Below are 15,687 nucleotides of genomic sequence, written 5' to 3'. Positions count from 1 at the left end.
CGCCCCCGCGCCGGGCCGCGTCGTGCGCGCCCTCCACCGCGCGGTGGAAGCCGCCCGCAGCCCGTCGCCGGCGCCGAACAGCGGACCGCCGCCCAGCCGCACCCGGACCGAAGAGGTCCTCTCCCGGCTGCGGGGCTGCCAGGCCCGCCTCACGAACACCCCGCTCGACCCCGGCGCCGTGCGGGCCATGGACGACGCCGCCCACACCCTGTGCGTCCTCATGGGCCGCCCCAGCGCCCACCAAGCGGTGCTGGCGGCGGAACGCCACCTGGCCGGAACGGCCTGAGGCCGCCCCCACCCGGTACCGGGCCCGCAAGCGGCGCGCACACCCCTCTCAGAACGTCAGCCGGAACAGCGCGCCCCCGCCGGGGGCTGCCTCCGCCGTCAGCTCGGCGGCGTGCGCCCGCGCGATCTGCCGCGCCATGGCCAGGCCCAGCCCCGAGCCGGGCAGGGCGCGGGCCGCCCCGGCCCGGTAGAAGCGGTCGAAGACGTACGGCAGGTCCGCCGCGGAGATCCCCGGCCCGTGATCGCGGACGGTCAGCTCCGCACCCCCGCCGGGGCCGCCCGCGATCAGCTCCACCTCCACGGGCAGCCCGCCCCGGCTGAACTTGGCCGCGTTGTCGAGCAGGTTCGACAGCAGCCTGCTCAGCCGGGACGGGACCCCCGGCACCACGACCGGCCCGTCGGGTACCCGTACCCGGAACGGGACGTCCGGCCAGTGCGTCCGCGCGGCCTGCGCACAGTGCTCCACCAACGCACCCAGCCGGACCTGCTCCACCAACGGTTGCGGTTCCTCGTCGCGGGCCAGCTCGATCAGGTCGTTCACCAGCCCCGTCACCTCCCTGAGCTGCCGTCCCAGAGCGGCGGACGCCCGCTCCCGCTGGTCCGGCGTGAGCCTGTCGCCCCGCGCCAGCAGCTCGGCGTTGGTGCGCAACGCCGTCAACGGGGTGCGCAGCTCGTGCGACGCGTCCGCGACCAGCCGCCGCTGGGCGGTGACCGACTGCTCCAGCTCACCCAGCATGGTGTTGAAGCTCCCGGCCAGCCGGGTGATCTCGTCCTCCCGCCCCGGCGGCGGCAGCTCGATCCGGTGCCGCGGGTCCCGGGTCGCGGCGATCCGCTCGGCCGTCGCGGTGAGCCGGGTGACCGGTGCCAGACCGGTCCGCGACACCCAGTGGCCGAGGACCGCGGCCAGCAGTACCCCGGCCGCCGCCGTCGCCACGAGCCACCGGGCGGCGTCCTCGATGCCGTCCTCGACCGTGTCCGCCCGCAGCGCGACCTGCAGCGCCCGCCCCTTGGCGTAATCCGTGGTGAGCATCCGGGCGGGATACCCGGACACCGTGATGTTCGTGTAGAACGGGGCCCGCCGCCCGGCGGCGACCTCCCGCGCGGCCGGAGCCACCGGCAGCAGTCCCGGCGCACCCGGGTCGCGGGCAGGGTCGGCGGCCACCACCTCCGCGCATGCAGGGGCCGCCAGGAAGCGGCACTCCCCGGCCAGGGTGCCCGGCGCCGCCCCCGGTTCGCGCTGGGCGGCGAGCCGAGCCGACTGGGTCAGACTGAGGTCGAGCTGCTGGTACAGCGCGGACCGGACCACGACGAACGCCGCCGCACACACGCCGACCGCCACGAACGCCACGGCGGCGGTGACGGCCAACGCGAGCCGGGTCCGCAGCGGACGCCGCCTGCGCCAGGCCCCGCCGAGCCGCCGACGGCCCGCGCCGCTCACGCCGCGTCCAGCCGGTAGCCGACCCCGTGGACGGTGTGGACCAGCCGGGGCTCCCCACCGGCCTCCAGCTTCCGGCGCAGGTAGCCCACGTAGACGGCCAGGGAATTGGAGTCCGGCCCGAAGTCCCGCCCCCACACCAGCTCCAGGATCGACTCGCGCGGCAACACCTGGCCCGGATGGCGCAGCAGGAGCTCCAACAGGGCCGCCTCGGTGCGGCTGAACTCCAGAGGCCGCCCGCCCCGCCGGCCGGTCCGGGTCGCCGGATCCAGTACGAGGTCCGCGAAGCCGAGCGGGGCGCCGCCCGCCGGCCCGGGCGAGGCCCGCCGCAGCAGCGCCCGTACCCGGGCGATCAGCTCGTCGAGGGCGAACGGCTTGACGAGGTAGTCGTCGGCCCCGGCCTCCAGCCCGTCGACCCGCTCGCTGACGGAGTCGAGCGCCGTCAGCACGAGGACGGGCGTACGGTCTCCCAGCGCCCGCAGTTGCCGGCAGACGGCCAGCCCGTCGAGCACGGGCATCATCACGTCCAGGACGACCGCGTCGGGCTCCCAGGTCGCCACCTGCGAGAGGGCCGCGAGGCCGTCCGCCGCACCCCGGACCTCGTACCCCTCGATGGAGAGGCCGTCCTCGACGGCCGCCCGCACCTCGGGCTCGTCGTCGACCACGAGGATCCGCGACCCGGGGGCCGGGCCGGCACCGCCGGCGCCGACCGGATGACCGGCATGGCCCGTGTTGTCCGTACTGTTCATGGGGCACAGCCTGCCAAAGCCGTCTGAGAGAACCTCTTAGAACGTTCTTAGGGCGCACCGGGAGTGTGCGGCCATGACCACACCACACACACCCGCGGCACTCTCCGTCGTGATCGGTGCGGGCGGCACCGGCGGGCACATCTACCCCGGACTCGCACTCGCCGAGGCACTGCGCGCCGCCGTGCCGGGCGCCGTGGTCTCGTTCATCGGGACCGAGCGGGGCCTGGAGACCGAGCTGATCCCCGGTGCCGGATACCGCCTGCACACCGTCGACATGATCCCCTTCGACCCGGCCCTGGGTGCGAAGCGCTACCTGTTGCCCGCCGCCCTGCTGCGCTCCGCACACCAGGCCCGCTCGGTGATCCGCGCCCAGGGCGCCCAGGTCGCCGTGGGCATGGGCGGCTACCCCAGCGCGCCCGCCGTCCTCGGGGCCCGCCTCGCCGGCCTGCCGGCCGTGATCCACGAGTCCAACGCGGTCCCCGGCCGCGCCAACCGGTTCGCGGCCCGGCTCACCCCGCACGTCGCGGTCGCCTTCGACCGCAGCCGCGGCCACCTCACGGGCGGTTCCCGGGCACTCACCACCGGAATGCCGATCTCCGCGGCCCTGTCCGGCCTCGCCGAACTCCCCGGACCCGACCGGACGGCCCTGCGCGCCGACGCCCGGCGCGCGCTCGGCGTCCCGGCGGGACGGCGGCTCGTCGTCTTCAACGGCGGCAGCCTGGGCGCCGTCCGCCTCACCCGCGCGGCGACCGCACTCGCCGGACTGTGGCAGTACCGCGACGACGTACAGCTCCTGGTCAAGACCGGCCCGGCGGCGCTCCCCGACACGGTGGCCGACCTCGCGGCCTCCGGCGGACAGCGCATCGCCCGGGCCGTGCCGTACCTGGACCGAATGGACCTCGTCTACGCGGCCGCCGACCTCGTGGTGTGCCGCGCCGGCTCGGCGACCGTCGCCGAACTGGCGGCCACCGGCGTCCCCGCCGTCCTCGTGCCCTACCCGTACGCCCCCGGCGACCACCAGACCCACAACGCCCGGGTCCTGACCGACGCGGGCGCGGGACTGCTGCTGCCCGACGCCGAAACCACCGCCGAACGCCTCGCCGGCCTCATCGGGCCGCTGCTCGCCGATCCCGCGCGGCTGACGTCGATGGCCGGCGCCGCCGACCCCGGCCCGCACGCGCGGGCCGCCGAACTGCTGGCCGCGGAAGTCCTCCGCGTCGCCGGCGTCGTCCCCACCCCCCACCTGGAGCGCATATGAACCCGAACCCGAACAGCTGGACCGGCCGCACCGTCCTCGTCACCGGAGCCGAAGGCTTCATCGGATCGACACTGGTGGACCTGCTGGTGGCCCGGGGCGCGCGCGTGCGGGCCTTCGTCCACTACAAGCCGTACGCCGAGAAGGGCCACCTGGCGCACCACCTCGCCGACCCGGACGGCCCCGTGGAGATGTGGGCGGGCGACGTCCGGGACGCCGGCCGGGTCAGCGACGCCGTCGCCGGCTGCGACACCGTCTTCCACCTGGCGGCGCTGATCGGGATCCCGTACAGCTACGCCTCCCCGGGCGCGTACGTGCAGACCAACGTCACCGGCACCCAGAACATGGCGGAGGCCTGCCGCCGCCACGACGTCCGCCGCCTCGTCCACACCTCGACCAGCGAGGTCTACGGGACGGCGCTGACCGCCCCGATCTCCGAGAGCCACCCGCTGCAGCCGCAGTCGCCGTACTCCGCGTCGAAGATCGGCGCCGACATGATGGCGTTGTCCTTCCACCACGCCTTCGAACTGCCGGTGACGGTCGTGCGCCCCTTCAACACGTACGGGCCGCGCCAGTCGGCGCGCGCCGTCATCCCGACGATCCTCGCCCAACTCCACGCGGGCTCCCGGGAGATCCGCCTCGGCTCGCTCACCCCGACCCGGGACTTCACGTACGTCACGGACACGGCGGAGGGCTTCCTGGCGGTGGCCGAGTGCGACCGGGCACTGGGCGAGGTCGTCAACCTCGGCACCGGCGAGGAGATCTCCGTGGGCGACCTGGCCCGTGCCCTGATCCACGTCTCCGGCCGGGACGCCGAGGTGGTCGTCGACCCGGCCCGACTGCGCCCGTCGGGCAGCGAGGTCCAGCGCCTCCTGTCGGACAACCGCCGGGCCCGGGACTGGGCCGGTTGGCGCCCCCGGGTCTGCCTGGAGGAGGGCCTGCGCCAGACCTCGGACTGGATCGAGGCGAACCCCTCCCTCTTCGCCCCGGGCCGGTACGCGGTGTAGGCCCGGCACCGCCGACGCGGCCGCCGAACCTCCGTCGAAACCGCGTTGACGGCAGGTCAGGACGACGGAGTAGGCTGCGGGCACCCCGGGTGCTGACAAGCTCGGGGCATGGCCGACGGCCGCGTCGGCCTGGCTCCTGCTCGGAGCGGGGTACGTCTCATGACGGGCGCCGTCGGCCGCCCGATCCCCGTGGACCCGCGCACAGTTCGGCCGCGGCCTCCTCCGCTTCCCCACGCACTCCGGGGTGGGGGTGCCGGAGGAACCGCTCGACGGTCGGCAGCGCCGCCGGGTCGTAGGTGGCGCCCAGGACGGGCAGGACGTAGTCGAGGAGGACGGGCCCGAAGCCCTCCGCCGCCGCGGCGAGCGGCTCCACCACGCGGTACGGGAGCAGGTACCGGACGGAGGCCGTGAACACGGCGTGCAGCGCGGACTCCCGCACCGCGTGGGCCGGATCGCGGAGGGCGATCCCGACGAGGCGCTCGACGGCCCACTCGGCCTCGCCCTGCGCCGGCCGCCCCGTGTCCAGGACGTCGCCGACGGCATCGAGGACGAGGCCCCGGCGCACCGCACCGGAGCCGTCCGGCTCCTCCCGGGTCGATTCCGGCAATGCCGTCAGGCCTCGGTTCGGGCGTCCGTGACCAGGGGGCGGAGTCGGGTGCGCAGGAGGCAGAACTCGTTGCCCTCCGGGTCGATCAGGACGTGCCAGCCCTCGACGCCGCTCTGGCCGACATCGGCCGGCCTGGCCCCGAGGGCCAGCAGCCGCTCCAACTCGGCTTCCTGGTCGCGGTCGGTGGGGTTGACGTCGATGTGCAGGGGGAGCTTCCCGCCCCGCGGATCGCTGCTGGGACTGAGGACGAGGGTGGGCTGCGGTCCGCCGAAGCCGATGCCGGGCGGCCCGATCTCGATGCTCCCGTCGTCCTCCCGGTTGAGTTCGACGTAGCCGAGGACCTCGCCCCAGAACACGGCGAGCCGCTCGGGATCGGCGGCGTCGATGACCAGCTCACTGATGCGGGATGCCATGCCCGCCAGTGTAGGTCGGCGATACGGCGGACGAACCACCGTGTTGCGCGCGGAGGTCGCCGCCGCGCCCGGGTCGGCATCATCACGGCAGGACCCGCCGCCACCGTCGGTGCCGGCCGTGTACGGCCGGGTCCCGCCGGACTCCCCGAAACGGCTACGGAGCCGGGGGACGGGCCCACACCGTCCCCCGGGCCTCGTATTCGAGCATCGCCTCGACGCCCGTCGCCGCGTCCGCGCCCAACTCCCGGCGTACGAGCCACAGGGCGAGTTCCAGCCCGGAGGTGATGCCTCCCGCCGTGACCAGGTCGCCGTCGTCCACCACGCGCGCGTTCTTCACCAGGCCGCCCTGCTGCTCCAGGTCGGGGCGGGCCTTGTGGTGGGTGGTGCAGGGACGGTTCCTGGTCAGGCCGGCGGCTGACAGCAACATGACTCCCGTGCACAGCCCGGCGATGGTGAGGCCGGGCCGTACCGCCGAGGCCAGGCTCCGGGGGAGCGTGCCCTTGGCGATCTCTGCCGGAACTCCGGGGCCGTCCCGACGTGCGTAGCCGCCGCCGGGCACCACGACGATGTCCGCGGAACGGGGAGCCCAGGCGTGTTCGACCTGGACCCGCGTTCCGTACGCGGCCCGGACGGTTCCCGGGCCGGAGGCCGTCACGTAGCGGACGTCGATCGTGCGGTCCGTGAAGAACCGGGCGGCCGCGAAGACCTCGTAGGGGGCGGCGAAGTCGAGCTCCTCCACGCCGTCGAACATGACGACGTGTACGCGCAGCGGGCCGCCCGCCCCGGCCGCCGATCGCGGTGCTGCTGCGGCTGCTGCGGCTGCTGTGGCCGCGGCCGGTCCGGTGCCCGCGCCGACCGCGGCGGCGGTGGCTCCGATGGCGGTGGAGGCGCGGAGCAAGTCCCTGCGGTTCATCCGTGGTCCGTTTCGATCGCGGTTCCCCCGGCCCGTGCGGCTTCGGGGAGCGGGCGGGCGCGGTGCGCCCGTCCCGTGCCGATCAGAAGTCGGACCGCGGACGGGGGGAGTTCCTCGCGTCGGCCGTGTCGTACGCCACAGCGGCCCGTGGGGTCGCCGGCCCCGCGCCGCGGGGACCGTCACGCCGCGGGCGGCCCGTCCTTCCGGCGGGGTTCGGGGGCCGCGTCCAGCAGCGCCCAGACGCGCCGACCGTCGGGTGCCGTGTCCGTGCCGCAGCTCTCCACCGTTCGTACGGCGGCGAGTTCGGCGAGGACGTCGTCCTCCGGGGCGAGCCCGGGCCGGTGGCTGAGCGCCACGACGAGGATCCGTTGGTCCTGATCGGCGAGGTGCAGGCTGACCCGCTTCCCGCCGTCCGTCACGGCCGCGCCCACCAACAGGCGTACAGCGGCGGCGAGGTCGGGTTCGTCGAACGAGCCGTACCCCCAGGCCCGTACCCTCGCGACGACTTGGGCGGCGGCCTTCTGCGCGGCCCACCGGTCGGCTCGGAAGGTGAGGCCGGCGGTCCGCCGGTTCCGGATCTCCATGCGCGGGCGCTGCCGCACCCCCATGACGCCGTGGGCGTTCGTGGTCGGCCGGGGGCGGGGCGCCTCGGCCGGCTTCTTCTGCGGCGGAGGGGTCCTCGGGGGGAACGACGGGGGCGCCTTGGGTCCCTTGGCCTCCGGTGTCGTGGTCACTTCGTCCTCCCGCGGGTGGGAATCATGCGGCTCACATCCTGGCACTATCCGTCGGTGCGGGATGTGAAACGGGACGATTCGGCGGGGACGGGCGGGATGGTCGGGACGGTCGGGACGGGCGGGCCCGGTCGTGGGCGGGCCCGCCCTCCGTTCGGACGCCCGGTCAGTCGTCCAGGGCGTCCAACACCTCACCCAAATCGACGAACTTGAAGCCGGTGGCGGTGCGCGGCCCGTCCTCGGGGCTGTCGTGGCCGTCCTGGACCACGAGGAGGCCGCGCGGGAACGCGTGGCCGAGGGGCTGGTTCAGGGCCGCGGCGCCGTCGCACTCCTCCGAGCCGTCGAGGTGGCGGGAGCGGGCGGTGATCCGTACGCCGCCCTCGTACTCGTGCCCGTCCTCGCGCTCGCGGTCGTAGAAGGCGAAGGTGTCGTCGCCCTGGCTCGACACCATGAGGTGGCCGTCACCGTCCCCCGTGTCGACGATGGTCAGCCCCTCCACGTCCGCGGACAGCCGGCGGCCGCCGAAGCCGGGGTCGGCTCCCGGCGAGCACTCCTCGGTCTCCTCGTCGTACACGGCGGGGACGCCGTACTCGCGGACGCGGTCCACCAGCACCGGCGCCGACGTCAGATCGGCACGCATCCGCCAGATGCCGACGTCCTCCTGGCCCGCGTAGAGCGTGCCGTTCGCCGGGTCGACGACCATGCCCTCGACCTGCGGCCGTTCGCCCGGTTCACCGCAGGGGGTCCACGACGTGCCGTTCGGCAGCCGGAAGGAGGAGGGCAGGTCCAGGGTCCGCACCAGCCGGTATCCGACCGTGCCGCCGGGCGAGGCCGTCAGTTCGAGGAGGGCGACGCGGGTTTCGTGCCGGCGGCTGACGAGGGCGTGGGTCCGGCCGGTGGCGCGGTCCGTCCAGGTTGCCAGTCCGTACGCGGTCCGCTGGTCGTTGATCTCCTCCTGCGAGGAGGAGAAGACGGGGGGAACGGCGGGCGCCGTGACGTCGGTCAGCGGGCCACCGGGCTGGTCGCGGTCGATGCGGTAGAAGCGGAGCCGGTCGTTTCCGCGGTCGGTGACGACGGCGAGATCCGCCCGCCCCGTGGACAGGCGCATCTTGTGGACCAGGTCGACGTTGTTGAACCGCCCCGGCGCGTCCTCGGGGCCCGGCCCGCTCGGCGCGGGGAGGGCCTGCACCTGGCGCGCGCCGAGGTCGTAGGCGCGCAGCCCGCCCTCCTTGGCGGTGGCGATGACGAGACTGCGGTCGGGGTCGGCGCTGTTGCGCCAGATGGCGGGGTCGTCGGCGTTGGCGTTGCCGCCCTCCTCGTCGTCGAACAACGTGGCGGTCTCGGCCACCGGCGTGACGGCGGGCAGCGGACCCTTTCCGCGGCCCTGCGCCGTGGCGGGGGCGGCCGCGCCGAGACCGGCGAGGACGGCGAACGCCGCGGTCAGGGCGAGGGCCGCCGCGACGGGACGAGCGGGACGGACGGGACGGGTGCGGCGCGGGCGGTCGAAGCGGTGAAGTTCCACCAGGCGTCTCCAGTTGGTCGGTCGGACACGTGCGGTGCGATGGCGGCTGAAGACTGGAGCCCTGGCGTTAAGGACTCGCCGTCACCGGGCCACGAGCAGCCGTGCACGACATGAACATGACGTGCTGCCGCATCCCTCGACCGCCCCCGCGCCGCCCGCGCCACGCGTCCCGGGCACCGACCCGCCCCGACCGCCCGCGCGAACCACGGAGGCTCCCGGCCCCCGTGGTTCCCGTCCGCCGGCTCTCAGTACGTGTGGCCCACGTGTGCGAGGGCTTGCTTCAGCAGCACCCCGTGTCCGCCGGGCATCTCGCTCTGCACGGCTTCGGAGGCCGCCTCCTGAGGACTGAACCAGACCAGGTCGAGCGCGTCCTGGCGGGGGCGACAGTCGCCGGTCACCGGGACGATGTACGCGAGGGACACCGCGTGCTGGCGCGGGTCGTGGTACGAGGTGACACCGACGGTGGGGAAGTACTCGGCCACGGTGAAGGGCTGGAGGGAAGAGGGGATCCGGGGCAGGGCCACCGGGCCCAGGTCCTTCTCCAAGTGCCGCAGCAGCGCGTCCCGCACCCGCTCGTGGTGCAGGACGCGGCCGGACACCAGGGTCCGGCTGACCGTCCCGGCGGGACCCATGCGCAGCAGCAGTCCGATGCTGGTGACTTCGCCGCTGTCGTCCACTCGTACGGGCACGGCCTCCACGTACAGGATCGGCATCCGGGTCCGGGCTGTTTCCAGTTCATCGGTGGTCAGCCAGCCGGGCGTGGTTTCGGTCGTGTCAGACATTGCTTGAGCATACGTTCCTGGTGGGGCGCCCGCAGTATTCGGGGCGGGTTCTCCCCGGGGCGGTTCGGATCGCGGGCGGCCGCCGCCGCGTTCGGTTCTGACGGTGCGAAAGCCGTGCGCGGAGCCGGCCGGTCCCGGGCCGGCGCCTGCACTGCCGCGCGGCCCGCCTGCGGACCTGCCCCGGGCCGCTCCTCCCGCTCGGCGGAGCGGCGACCGCCTTCAGCGGGCCGCCGGATGCGTGGCCAGCCAGTGCCGTGCGATCTGCTCCCGCGTGGCGACCCATGCCCCGCCGCGCTGCGCGACGTGTTTCAGGAAGCCGTCGAGCGCCCGGATGCGACCGGGCCGGCCGATGATCCGGCAGTGCATGCCGACGCTCATCATGCGCGGGCGGTCGGCGCCCTCCGCGTGCAGGGCGTCGTACGTGTCGATGAGGTAGGTGAGCATGTCGTCGGCGGTGGTGAAGCCGTGGACGATCAGGAACTTGAAGTCGTTCGCGTCGAGGCTGTACGGCACCACGAGCTGCTTGCGCCCGGCCGTCTCCACGTAGAAGGGCAGGTCGTCCGAGTAGTCGTCGGAGTCGTAGAGGAACCCGCCCTCCTCGACGACGAGCCGCCGCGTGTGGGGGCTCGTCCGGCCGGTGTACCAGCCGACCGGCCGGCGGCCCACGAGCCGCTCGATCGTCGCGACCGACCGAGCGATGTCGGCGCGCTCGGTGTCCTCGGGCACATGGCGGTAGTCGATCCAACGCCGGCCGTGGCTCGCCACCTCCCAGCCGGCGGCGCCCATGGCCCGCGCCGCGTCCGGGTTGCGTTCCAGCGCCTGCGCCACGGCGTACACGGTGAGCGGAACCCCGTGCGCGGCGAGCGTGCGGTGGACGCGCCAGAAGCCGGCGCGCGAACCGTAGGCGAACAACGACTCGACGTTCAGGTCGCGTCCGCCGACGACGGGCGGCGCGCCCACGAGTTCGTGGAGGAAGCCCTCGGAGGTGGGATCACCCTCCAGGACGTTCTGCTCGCCGCCCTCCTCGTAGTTGAGGACCAGGCTGACGGCGACGCGGGCGCCACCCGGCCAGGCCGCGTGCGGCGGCTCGGCGCCGTAGCCGACGAGGTCGCGCGGATGCTCGGACACGGGCGGAAATCTACCGCCGCCCCCGGGCCGACAGGAGTGGCCACGCCGCTCACCGGGGCGTGCCGATCGTCGTGGCTCCTGGCCGTCAGGGCGGTGTCAGGCCCGCGGGGAGGGTGCGGCGAGTTCGGCGTTCGCCCTGGCGGTGACATGGGTGAGCAGGCGGGCGGCGATCTCGCGTTCGGCGGCCGGGAGGTCGCCGTAGAGCCTCTCGGTCAGTCCGGCGATGGCGTCGGTGAGGCCCCGGTGGAGGCTTTCGCCCTTGTCGGTGAGGGACGGTGGGGTGGGTCGGACGCCGTCGAGCAGCCCGCCGGTGGCGAGTTCGTCGAGCAGGGCGTGTGCCCGCGCCGCGTCGACCTTCAGCGTCGAGGTCATGCGGTCGACGACACCGGCCCGGTCGAGCCCGTCGGCGACGGCCTTGAGTGCCACGGACTGGTGGAAGGTCAGGCCGTGGGAGGTGAGCAGCTGGTCGCGCACGGCGGCGATCGCGTGGTACGTGATGCCGATGATCTGGCCGTTGAGGAGGGGCGCGGTGGTCGTGACGGGGCCGGTGGCCATGACGTCAATCTCCTTGGGGGCGAGAGGGGTGGAGCTCGATCCACAACCGGAGGGTTCTCCGGTTGGCTCGTCGCAACTCTAAGTGGAGAGTTCTCCGATTCTCAAGGGGTAAACCGGAGAACTCTCCGTTCCGTCCGTTACGCTGCTCCGCATGACCGCCCCCACCGAGCGCGCCGATGCCGCCCGCAACCGCCTCCGCATCCTCGACGCCACCCGGCGCCTGCTCGCGGCGGACGGCTTCGCCGATCTGTCCCTGGACGCCGTGGCCAAGGAGGCCGGGGTCGGGGTCGGCACCGTCTACCGGCGCTTCCACAACCGGGCGGGGCTCGTCTACGCGCTCATCGAGGACAACGAGACCGGCTTCCAGGAGGCGTTCGCGCGGTACTGCGGGGACGGAGCCGCCCCGTCGCCCGCCGACCGTCTGCGCGCGTTCCTGCACGGCCTGGTCGAACTCGTCGACGCGAACCGGGAACTGCTGCTGCTGGCCGAGGCGAGCGCGCCGGCGGGGCGCTATCGCAGCGCCCCGTTCCGCCGGCACCACGAGCAGATCGCGGGCATGGTCGCGGAGCTCGCTCCCGGAGTGGACTCCGCCTACCTCGCCGACCTGCTCCTCATGGCATACACACCAGGTCTCTTCGACTTCCAACGCACCGAGCGCGGTTGGGAAGCGGACCGCGTCAAGCGCGGCCTGGACGTGCTGGTGGCCGGCATCGGGGCCGTCGGAGGGGTCGACCCGGATCCCGGTCTCGATCGGTAGGGGTCGCAACGACCCTCGCGCACCGGACCTGTGGTGGGCCCAGGAGGGCGCGTGGTCCGTCCTCCTGGGCCGTGGGCCGTGGGCCGTGGGTCGTGGGCCGTGGGTCGTGGGCCGTGACGGGTCAGCAGGTGATGGTGCCCCTGCGGAGGGCGTGGCCGCCGGTGTTGCTGTCGTCGGACCAGTGGACGGGCTTGGTTCCGGCGACGCATTCGGAGGCCGGGGCGATGGCGAAGCCCTCGTTGTTGAGGTTCGCCATGCCGGTGGGGCGCTCGTGGACGGTCGCGGTGGCGAAGGCGCCCGACGCGTCGACCCGCAGGGTGTGGTGCCGGCCGGAGCAGGTGTCGTCGCAGACGGCCCACAGGCGCGAGGCCTGCGCCTCCCACTGCAGTTCCATCACCCCGGACATGCCGCTGCTGAGGGCCGCGACGCGGGTGTGGCCCCCCGACTCGGCGAGGACGTAGCCGTAGATCATGCCGGTGCCCTCGACGCCGACGAAGAACACGCCGCCGGCGTGGGCGCCGTAGCGGGCGGGATCGTACGCCGCTCCGGTCGAGGCGTCCTTGAAGCCGGCGCCGGTCAGGTAGTCGTCCGGGACCCAGGTGACGGCTTCGAGGCCGAGGTTGGACCCGACCGGGGGCAGGTCGGAGGTCAGGTTCCACTCCCGGGCGGCGGTCAGGGCGCCGGCCGAACCGCTCACGTCGTAGCGCAGGACGGACAGGCGGCTGGTGCCGGAGGAGTCGCCGTTGCGCTCGGAGGCCACGTACACCCCACCCGAGGCGCCCGCGCCGGTGACGGTGACGCCCTCGGCGTCCGGCGTTCCGGAGCCGCCGGGGAAGCGCAGGGTCTTGCCGGAGGACCAGCCGCCGGTGGTGTCGGGGGTCCAGCCGCCGGCCCCGTCCGCGACCAGGCGCCACAGCTTCCCGGAGTTCTGGGCGCCCCACATCACGGCCCCGTCCCGGTGGAGTCCGCTGAGGTCCTGGCCGAACACGTCGGAGGCGTCGGCGGTCGCCACGGAGGAACCGCCGGGCCAGGCCGCCGGGGTGGTACCGCCTCCGGTGCCACAGGAGTTGGCGGCGCCGAGCGTGAGCGGGGCGGCCCGGAAGGCTCCGGTGCCGTCGGGGCAGCGCGACCACGACGGAGCGGAGTGCTTGCTCCAGGTGAAGCCGTCGACGAGCGTGCTGCCGTCCGGCAGGTACAGGCGGGCCTTGTCGGCTGAACCGAGCCCGAAGGAGGAGTGGACGTCGAAGGAGCGGAACGCTCCGGGGGCCAGGGTGGTGCCCGAGGCGATCTTGTACTTCGAGCTGCTGCTGTCGTCCTTGAGGATCCAGCCCGAGACGTCGACGGCGGCGGAGCCCTTGTTGTACAGCTCGATCGAGTCGTCGACGTCGCCCGTCGTGACGACCTCGTTGATGCGGATGTCGTCGGCCGGCGAGGCCTGGGCGGGGGCCGCCGTCAGGGTGGCGGCCAACGCAGGGGCGACGGCGAACCACAGGGCAGGACTGCGTCGCCGACGGGGTGCGCGCGATTCGGTCACGTTGTACTTCCCGGGGATCGTGGAGCCCGTTCGTGAGCTCAGGACCGCCCGAGGTTCGCGGGCCGGACCGAACAGCCGCCCCCCACGGCATGGGCGGACCGTGAACGGAGGCGGAACGCGTCGTGCGGCGGCGCACCCGGGTGCGAGGCGCCCGTCCCTCGCCCGGGGAGACGCGCCCGGGACCTCTTGCGGGTGCTGTTTACGTCCTATACTTTGTGTAGGTCATAAACATCGCGTCGAGAGGGAAGGGCCCCGTCCCATGGCCACCGAGTCGCGACCCCCGAGCAGCCCCGCCACATCCGACCTCGCCGCCGTGGCCGACCTGTTGTGGAGAGTGGAGGCGGAGTGCCCTGCGGGCGGCCGGCCCCGCCTGACGGCGCGCCGGATCGTCGACGCGGCCGTCGCCGTCGTGGACGCCGAAGGGCTCGACGCGCTCTCCATGCAGCGCGTCGCCAAGGACCTCGGCTGTACGGCGATGGCCCTCTACCGACACGTGCCCGGCCGTGATCACCTGGTCGCGGCCATGGTCGACACCGCCACCGGCCGCCCGCCCAAGGCCACCGGCGCCGGCTGGCGGGCCGAGATCGAAGCCTGGGTCGCCGCCCTCGGGGAGTGCTACGCGCGCCACCCCTGGATGGTCCGCGTCCCCACCGTCAGCGCCCCCGTGGGGCCGAACGAGCTCGCCTGGTTCGAGGCCCTGTTGGGTGCGCTGCTCCGGTCCGGGGCCGACCGGGCCGAACTGATCCCGCTCGCGACCTTCATCTCCGGCGCCGTGCGCGACCTGGCGAGGGTGGCCGCCGAACTCGACGCCGCGCAGGCCGCCTCGTACGGCCGGGTCCTCGCGGAACGCCTGGACCCCGAGGAGTTCCCCGTCCTGTGCTCGCTCGCGGGTGAAGCCGGCCTGGACGAGGAGGAGGACGGCGACGTCGCCCCGATCGTCACCTGCGGCATCACCCGCCTGCTCGACGGCATCGAGCAATCCCCGACCGCAAGGGAGAGAAGACGATGAACGAGAAACACGTAAGACGGTTCATGGGCATCAGCGGTATCGCGGCGGGAGCCCTGGCCGCCGTGGCCGTACCCCTGTACTTCGTCCACTCCGGCCCCCCGCCGGCGGCCAACGTCCTCACCCGCATCCTCCTCAACCTCCTCACCTGCGCGGCACTCTTGGCCTTCCTCACCGGACTGCGCCACCTCATCCGCGCCGCGGGGCCCGCCCACGACTGGCCGGCCGCCCTGGTCCACGGCGCCGGGGTGGCCTACGTGACCGTCACCCTGGTCGCCGCGTCCCTGGAGGCCGGCATCGTCCTGGAACGTTCCGACGGAGGCCTCGACCCCACCGTGGACGGCCCGCTCGCCCACGCCAACATGCTGCTGCACGGCTCGGCCGCCAGACTCCTGACGGCCGTGCTCCTCGCCGCCGCCGCGTACGCGATCCTGCGCACCGAAGTCCTGCCGCGCTGGACCGGATACACCGCCCACGCCGTCGCGGCCGTCAACCTGGCCTTCGTGCCCTCGCTGTTCTTCGGCACGGACGCGGCCGACTTCTACAGCGCGGTCGGCTGGGGCAACACGGCCCTCACGGCAGCGCTGCTGGTCTACTGGGCCTTCGCCGTCGGCGTCGCCCTGCTCCGACACAATTCGACGACGTACCGTACGACTTGATCCTGACCTTCCCCCCGGCCGACGATTCGTCGGCCAACCCCCGTTCGAGGACGTACAGGTTTACGCCGGTACGGGGATGTCCGTCCCGGCGGACGGCGTGGCCTGGGCGGACGGCATGCGCGCGAGGGCGCGGCTGCTCGGAGGACGCATGCCCCGCTGACGACAGGCCCGAGGGCGCAGACCGGCGCCGTGCGCCCGAACGTGCGCCCGCGCGCCTCCGCACGCCCCCACGGGAGGGATGGTCGCCGTACGCAAGCCCCATGACGATGAACTGCCGTGGGGGGGGGGGGGGGGGGGGGGGGGGGGGGGGGGGGGGGGGGGGGGGGGGGGGGGGGGGGGGGGGGGGGGG

Annotated in this window: 17 protein-coding genes; 6 read left to right on the top strand and 11 right to left on the bottom strand. The window is 74.1% G+C overall.

Features of this window, described 5'->3' with window-relative positions; all coding sequences use genetic code 11:
* Window positions 1–286, top strand: a 286-nt coding sequence (locus tag NOD94_RS34720; protein WP_281210196.1) for a DUF5133 domain-containing protein, incomplete at its 5' end; no start/stop codon positions are given.
* Between the two features lie 48 nt (window positions 287–334).
* Here the strand turns inward: NOD94_RS34720 and NOD94_RS34715 are convergent.
* Together NOD94_RS34715 and NOD94_RS34710 are read right to left on the bottom strand one after the other, a co-directional pair.
* The gene (locus tag NOD94_RS34715; RefSeq protein WP_281210195.1) at window positions 335–1,723 is read right to left on the bottom strand and encodes a HAMP domain-containing sensor histidine kinase; all 1,389 of its coding nucleotides are present in this window, start codon (window positions 1,721–1,723) and stop codon (window positions 335–337) included.
* On the bottom strand, window positions 1,720–2,469 hold the full coding sequence (locus NOD94_RS34710) for a response regulator transcription factor (RefSeq protein WP_281210194.1): 750 nt from the start codon (window positions 2,467–2,469) through the stop codon (window positions 1,720–1,722). The genes NOD94_RS34715 and NOD94_RS34710 overlap by 4 nt, the downstream gene beginning before the upstream one ends.
* A gap of 73 nt (window positions 2,470–2,542) precedes the next feature.
* On the opposite strand from NOD94_RS34710, the gene NOD94_RS34705 reads away from it, so the two are divergent.
* Together NOD94_RS34705 and NOD94_RS34700 are read left to right on the top strand one after the other, a co-directional pair.
* On the top strand, window positions 2,543–3,727 hold the full coding sequence (locus tag NOD94_RS34705; RefSeq protein ID WP_281210193.1) for a UDP-N-acetylglucosamine--N-acetylmuramyl-(pentapeptide) pyrophosphoryl-undecaprenol N-acetylglucosamine transferase: 1,185 nt from the start codon (window positions 2,543–2,545) through the stop codon (window positions 3,725–3,727).
* Entirely contained in the window at window positions 3,724–4,731 is a 1,008-nt protein-coding gene (locus NOD94_RS34700) for an SDR family NAD(P)-dependent oxidoreductase (protein WP_281210192.1), read from the top strand. The genes NOD94_RS34705 and NOD94_RS34700 overlap by 4 nt, the downstream gene beginning before the upstream one ends.
* 157 nt (window positions 4,732–4,888) lie before the next feature.
* Here NOD94_RS34700 and NOD94_RS34695 read toward each other — a convergent pair whose 3' ends face one another.
* The 8 genes from NOD94_RS34695 to NOD94_RS34660 all read right to left on the bottom strand — a co-directional run bounded on the left by NOD94_RS34695 (window position 4,889) and on the right by NOD94_RS34660 (window position 11,382).
* Window positions 4,889–5,338, bottom strand: a complete 450-nt coding sequence (locus tag NOD94_RS34695) for a hypothetical protein (RefSeq protein WP_281210191.1) — start codon at window positions 5,336–5,338, stop codon at window positions 4,889–4,891.
* A 5-nt stretch (window positions 5,339–5,343) separates the two neighbouring features.
* Window positions 5,344–5,751 carry a VOC family protein gene (locus NOD94_RS34690; RefSeq protein WP_281210190.1) on the bottom strand — a complete coding sequence of 136 codons (408 nt, stop codon included), beginning with the start codon at window positions 5,749–5,751 and terminating at the stop codon, window positions 5,344–5,346.
* A gap of 154 nt (window positions 5,752–5,905) precedes the next feature.
* Window positions 5,906–6,664, bottom strand: coding sequence for a DJ-1/PfpI family protein (locus tag NOD94_RS34685; RefSeq protein ID WP_281210188.1), 759 nt, complete (start codon window positions 6,662–6,664; stop codon window positions 5,906–5,908).
* 179 nt (window positions 6,665–6,843) lie between these two features.
* Window positions 6,844–7,398 carry a hypothetical protein gene (locus NOD94_RS34680; protein ID WP_281210187.1) on the bottom strand — a complete coding sequence of 185 codons (555 nt, stop codon included), beginning with the start codon at window positions 7,396–7,398 and terminating at the stop codon, window positions 6,844–6,846.
* 163 nt (window positions 7,399–7,561) lie between these two features.
* A complete protein-coding gene (locus tag NOD94_RS34675; protein ID WP_281210186.1) occupies window positions 7,562–8,917 on the bottom strand; it encodes a phytase in 1,356 nt (451 codons plus the stop codon).
* Window positions 8,918–9,162: 245 nt separating this feature from the next.
* On the bottom strand, window positions 9,163–9,699 hold the full coding sequence (locus NOD94_RS34670; RefSeq protein WP_281210185.1) for an NUDIX hydrolase family protein: 537 nt from the start codon (window positions 9,697–9,699) through the stop codon (window positions 9,163–9,165).
* Between the two features lie 219 nt (window positions 9,700–9,918).
* Window positions 9,919–10,827, bottom strand: a complete 909-nt coding sequence (gene puuE, locus NOD94_RS34665; RefSeq protein WP_281210184.1) for an allantoinase PuuE — start codon at window positions 10,825–10,827, stop codon at window positions 9,919–9,921.
* 96 nt (window positions 10,828–10,923) lie between these two features.
* Window positions 10,924–11,382 carry a hypothetical protein gene (locus tag NOD94_RS34660; protein ID WP_281210183.1) on the bottom strand — a complete coding sequence of 153 codons (459 nt, stop codon included), beginning with the start codon at window positions 11,380–11,382 and terminating at the stop codon, window positions 10,924–10,926.
* Between the two features lie 151 nt (window positions 11,383–11,533).
* On the opposite strand from NOD94_RS34660, the gene NOD94_RS34655 reads away from it, so the two are divergent.
* On the top strand, window positions 11,534–12,139 hold the full coding sequence (locus NOD94_RS34655; RefSeq protein ID WP_281210182.1) for a TetR/AcrR family transcriptional regulator: 606 nt from the start codon (window positions 11,534–11,536) through the stop codon (window positions 12,137–12,139).
* Window positions 12,140–12,260: 121 nt separating this feature from the next.
* Here NOD94_RS34655 and NOD94_RS34650 read toward each other — a convergent pair whose 3' ends face one another.
* Window positions 12,261–13,673: a lamin tail domain-containing protein gene (locus NOD94_RS34650; protein ID WP_281210181.1), complete on the bottom strand. Its 1,413-nt coding sequence runs from the start codon at window positions 13,671–13,673 to the stop codon at window positions 12,261–12,263.
* Window positions 13,674–13,932: 259 nt separating this feature from the next.
* Between NOD94_RS34650 and NOD94_RS34645 the strand changes: the two genes are divergently transcribed.
* Window positions 13,933–14,682 (top strand): TetR/AcrR family transcriptional regulator C-terminal domain-containing protein, encoded by a 750-nt coding sequence (locus tag NOD94_RS34645; protein WP_281210180.1) that lies wholly within the window; start codon window positions 13,933–13,935, stop codon window positions 14,680–14,682.
* Window positions 14,679–15,338, top strand: coding sequence for a hypothetical protein (locus NOD94_RS34640; RefSeq protein WP_281210179.1), 660 nt, complete (start codon window positions 14,679–14,681; stop codon window positions 15,336–15,338). Before NOD94_RS34645 ends, NOD94_RS34640 begins: the two co-directional genes overlap by 4 nt.
* Window positions 15,339–15,687: the final 349 nt, after the last annotated feature.

Origin of the sequence: Streptomyces sp. Isolate_45 (assembly GCF_024721315.2) — a bacterium.
In the GTDB taxonomy this organism is placed as follows: Bacteria; Actinomycetota; Actinomycetes; order Streptomycetales; family Streptomycetaceae; genus Streptomyces.
The sequence above is the reverse complement of the archived record's forward strand: the minus strand, read 5'-3'. Positions and strand labels throughout refer to the sequence as shown.

Bases quoted from the DNA above. Each gene is read 5' to 3' on its own strand.
- NOD94_RS34710 (WP_281210194.1), bottom strand. From the start codon at position 2,469: ATGAACAGTACGGACAACACGGGCCATGCCGGTCATCCGGTCGGCGCC.
- NOD94_RS34705 (WP_281210193.1), top strand. From the start codon at position 2,543: ATGACCACACCACACACACCCGCGGCACTCTCCGTCGTGATCGGTGCG.
- NOD94_RS34700 (WP_281210192.1), top strand. From the start codon at position 3,724: ATGAACCCGAACCCGAACAGCTGGACCGGCCGCACCGTCCTCGTCACC.
- NOD94_RS34690 (WP_281210190.1), bottom strand. From the start codon at position 5,751: ATGGCATCCCGCATCAGTGAGCTGGTCATCGACGCCGCCGATCCCGAG.
- NOD94_RS34685 (WP_281210188.1), bottom strand. From the start codon at position 6,664: ATGAACCGCAGGGACTTGCTCCGCGCCTCCACCGCCATCGGAGCCACC.
- NOD94_RS34670 (WP_281210185.1), bottom strand. From the start codon at position 9,699: ATGTCTGACACGACCGAAACCACGCCCGGCTGGCTGACCACCGATGAA.
- NOD94_RS34660 (WP_281210183.1), bottom strand. From the start codon at position 11,382: ATGGCCACCGGCCCCGTCACGACCACCGCGCCCCTCCTCAACGGCCAG.
- NOD94_RS34655 (WP_281210182.1), top strand. From the start codon at position 11,534: ATGACCGCCCCCACCGAGCGCGCCGATGCCGCCCGCAACCGCCTCCGC.
- NOD94_RS34645 (WP_281210180.1), top strand. From the start codon at position 13,933: ATGGCCACCGAGTCGCGACCCCCGAGCAGCCCCGCCACATCCGACCTC.
- NOD94_RS34640 (WP_281210179.1), top strand. From the start codon at position 14,679: ATGAACGAGAAACACGTAAGACGGTTCATGGGCATCAGCGGTATCGCG.